The 3902-nt window shown below is 61.8% G+C and carries 5 protein-coding genes; 1 reads left to right on the top strand and 4 read right to left on the bottom strand.

Features of this window, described 5'->3' with window-relative positions:
* A partial coding sequence (locus tag ACX80M_RS20835) for a hypothetical protein (RefSeq protein ID WP_459310365.1) occupies nt 1–221 on the top strand: 221 nt, incomplete at its 5' end.
* A gap of 69 nt (nt 222–290) precedes the next feature.
* Here the strand turns inward: ACX80M_RS20835 and ACX80M_RS20830 are convergent.
* The 4 genes from ACX80M_RS20830 to ACX80M_RS20815 form a co-directional block, all read right to left on the bottom strand.
* Nucleotides 291–749, bottom strand: a complete 459-nt coding sequence (locus ACX80M_RS20830; protein ID WP_459310363.1) for a VOC family protein — start codon at nt 747–749, stop codon at nt 291–293.
* 116 nt (nt 750–865) lie between these two features.
* Entirely contained in the window at nt 866–1495 is a 630-nt protein-coding gene (locus ACX80M_RS20825) for an alpha/beta hydrolase (RefSeq protein ID WP_459310362.1), read from the bottom strand.
* A complete protein-coding gene (locus ACX80M_RS20820; protein WP_459310361.1) occupies nt 1492–2100 on the bottom strand; it encodes a cysteine hydrolase family protein in 609 nt (202 codons plus the stop codon). Before ACX80M_RS20820 ends, ACX80M_RS20825 begins: the two co-directional genes overlap by 4 nt.
* A 305-nt stretch (nt 2101–2405) precedes the next feature.
* Nucleotides 2406–3776, bottom strand: coding sequence for an NAD-dependent succinate-semialdehyde dehydrogenase (locus tag ACX80M_RS20815; protein WP_459310360.1), 1371 nt, complete (start codon nt 3774–3776; stop codon nt 2406–2408).
* Between the last annotated feature and the right edge of the window lie 126 nt (nt 3777–3902).

Genomic DNA, 3902 nt, shown 5'->3' with positions numbered 1-3902 from the left:
GGTCCCTGCAGGCCTCCGGTGAGCGGTGGGGCGTCGCCGCCATCTGCATCGGCGTGGGCCAGGGCCTCGCCGTCGTCCTCGAAAACGTCACCGCCGCCCCGCCTGACGGAAGCAGGAGCAATGCAACACGATGCCCGGTTGGAACGCTCCAGCCGGGCATCTGTGCGTCGTTGACTTCCTTGGAAATCGTTGGGCTGTTGGTCGGCCGTTTCACGACTTAAATGGGCGACGGCCGTTGCATCCCCGGGGAGGGTACGCAACGGCCGTCAGGGCCAGTCCGGAGTGCAGGGCTACGCCTTTGCTTCCTTCACCTGGTGAATCTCGATCATGTTTCCGGCCGGGTCCGTCAGGAAGATCTGGTGCCACCCTTCAACGGACCAGATGCCCCAGTCGTCGAAGGGGATGTTGTGTTCTGTCAGCCGGGCCTTGATGGCTTCAATATCGTCGGTCCGGAAGGCAAAGTGGCCCCCAACAAGGGGATTTACAGAGTGCCCTTCCTGCAGGGCAAGGTACGCCTGGCGCCGTGTGGCGTGCACCTGAAGTTCCTCGGGGTCGCCAGCCTCAAAGAAGCGTGCTCCCTCTTCCCATTCAGCGTTTCCATCGGTGACTCCGGCGTCGGCCGCATGGGTGGTTGCGATCATTTTCGGCGAAGGCAGCAACGGCAGGCCGAGAGCGTCGCGATAGAAGTCGCTGAGGGAGTGCATGTCATCTGAAGTGACGTTCACGTGATGGAGGCGAAGATAAGCCATGGGAATTCCTTTCGTCGTTACTTAAGTATCTGCTTCGGTCCCTTATGGCGTCCAATATTTATTGGGCTATCGGTTATGTAAATTCCTTATAAGTGGCCGCGGTCCTCCTGCGTGGCCTAAGGCCCCTGCAGGTCCGTGATCCAGTGCGCGAGGGCGGTTGCGTCGTCTTGTCCTATGCTGTGGCCGCCGGCCGAACGGATGGCAATTGTCTGCGCACCTGACTCTTCAGTGAGATAGCTCCAGGTGGATCTCAGCAACTCGGCCGGTACGACCGAATCAGCGTCACCGTGCGCTACGAACATTGGAATGCCCTGGAGTCGGCCCGGCGTCGTCGGCACGCCAGCGTCGAAGGGCAGGGTTCCGTAGAGGATTGCCGCACCTGCGAAGCGGTCAGGATCGTTCAATACGAGACCCCCAGCGAAGGCGGCACCCCCGCTAAAGCCAACAAGGATCACGGGCCGCTCGGCCGGCGCAACACTGTCCAGCCAGTCCGTAAACCATGCCATGGTCTCCGTGAGGGACGCGGATATAGGGCGGCCGATGCCACGGTTCGCAAACCAGGCAAACCCCGGGCCCTCTGCGAGAGGTGCACGCACAGCCGCGTAGGCCGGACCGGCCGGGAGGTAATTCGCCAACGCAATGATGTCCGTTTCGCGTGACCCGCGCCCGTGAAGCAAGACGACCAAGGGCTTGCGCGGATCGTCCGGGGACTGCCACGCGATGGTCGGTTGGGGTAGCGTACTCAAACGGCCGCCCCCGTAATTTCGCCGGTTGACTGGAATTCGGCGATGTTCGTCAAGGCATAGCTGAGTGCGGCGTCGTGCCACTCTGCGTTGATGCTCGATGTTGCGTCCGTTACCAGGATTGTGCGGTACCCGTGGTCCGCTGCGTCACGCACGGTATGTTCCACGGCCATGTTTGTCCAGACGCCTGCCACTATTACCGTGGTGACCCCGGTATTCCGTAACAAAATATCCAGTCCGCTGCCGTTGAAGCAGCTCATCCGATTGCGGATCAGGACAGGCTCGTCCGCCAGCGCCCCCAGCCCCTCCAGCGCGTCTGCACCCCAGGATCCGAGCTTTAGTGACTCCGGGCCGATCATCCGGAAGATGGGGGCATTCGTCCCGCCGAAGTCGCCACCGGGGTAGAACACGATGCGGTTGTGGATGATCGGCATTGACTCGTTGCGTGCCCATTCGAGCAGTTGCCCCACGTGGGGGACCAAGCCCTGCTCAACTGCATGGGCGGCGGCACCGAAGGATGCGAACGCCCCGTCCTGATGGACATTGTCGTTCTGAAGGTCTATCAGTAACAGTGCGGTCTTACTGACATCGAGGGGTGTGTTGTCCATGGTGTCTCCTGTTTGGTGATTGCTGTGTTCGCCAGAATTACTTTAACCAACAACTAACTTTTCGAGGTATTTTATTCCCATGGCTGTCCACCGTGCCGCTTCCCCGAATAGCCAGGCCGCACACTGAAGGCTGGACCTGCAGTGGCAGGCCCAGCCTTATCGTGTGTCGTCATCGATTGCGTGTACTCTGCTGGGATCAGCCGGCTGGATCGACCAAGAACGGTTCCGGTATGTCTTCGATTTCAAGTTTGTTTTTGCCGTAATAGACTGCTGCGCGCATGGACTCTCCTATTTTGTGTCGGGCCTCAGATGATGCGGATGAGTTTCTTGTTCGCGAACTCGTTGAGTCCGAATTTGCCGAGTTCGCGGCCTATGCCGGAGGCCTTGACTCCGCCGAACGGGAGGTCGGGGGCACTCTTGATGGTGGTGTTGATTCCCACCATGCCGACCTCGAGGCGGTCGGTGACGTAGGCGGCCTGCTTCTGGTCGTCGGTGAAGACCGCGCTGCCGAGCCCGTAGGGCGAATCGTTGGCCAGGCTGATCGCCTCATCCACGGAATCCACGCGGTAGAGGATCGCCACGGGACCGAAAAGCTCCTCTCGGTAGGCGCGCATTTCGGGCGTGACGCCGGAGAGGACGGTCGCCGGGTAGTACGCGCCGCGGCCTTCCGGGACGGCTCCGCCCAGGTGGACGGTCGCTCCCTTGGACACGGCATCGTCAACTTGTTCGGCCAGTTCTGCCCGGGCCTGGGCGGTGGACATGGGACCGAGGCGCGTGTCTTCGCTCATGGGGTCCCCGGTTTGCCATTCTGCGGCTTTCGCCAGGAACGCTTCAAGGAATTTGTCCCAGTTGGACGAGTCGATGATGAGCCTTTTCGGCGACGTGCAGGCTTGGCCGGCGTTCCCGAATCGGCCTGCCGCTGCCGCGCTGGCGGCCTTGTCGATATCGGCTGCGGGAAGTACGAGGAACGGGTCGGAGCCGCCGAGTTCGAGGACGCACTTCTTCAGGTATTGGCCGGCGAGTGCGCCTATGGCACTGCCTGCACGCTCTGATCCGGTGAGGGAAACGCCTTGGAGTTTGGGGCTGGCGATGATGTCCGCGACCTGTCCGGAGGTGGCGAAGAGGTTCTGGTAGACGCCTTCCGGGGCCCCGGCCGCGTCGATGATTTCGGCAATGCGCAGGGCTTGTTGCGGGCAGTTGCTGGCGTGCTTGAGCAAGATGGTGTTGCCCAGCAGCAGGTTGGGGGCGACGAACCGTGCCATCTGGTAGTACGGGAAGTTCCACGGCATGACGCCCAGGAGTGGTCCGATGGGAGCTGTCCGGACGATTGCCCGGCCCGCACCGGCGATGTCGAGTTCTTCGTCGGCGAGCAACTGTTGGCCCGAGGTGGCGTAGTACTCATAGATGGCAGCGGATAGCTCGACTTCGGCCTTGGCCTGGGTGATGGGCTTGCCCATCTCGAGCGTCATCAGTTTGGCAAGGTCGATGGCGTGCTGCCGGTGGAGATCGGCGATGCGCTGCAGGAGCGCGCAGCGTTCTGCGAGGTCCTTCGTGTGCCAGGACCGGTAGGCAGCGTGGGAGCGCGTCAGGGAAGCGGCCACCTCTGCGTCTGTCATGCTGTCAAATTCCTGCACCACATTGCCGCTGGTGGGGTCGACGGTTGCATATTTCTTCATTGAAAACCTTCATCGTACTGAGGGCGGCCCGGGAAGGATGGCTTGGCGGGCTGTCCTTCCCGGGCCGGCGGTGGTGGTGCTGATCAGGCCGGGGTCAGGATGTCGGCGTCGGTTGCGAAGTTCGGG

The sequence above is a fragment of the Pseudarthrobacter sp. MDT1-22 genome, assembly GCF_054511035.1.
This window is presented reverse-complemented; position numbering and strand designations above follow the sequence as displayed.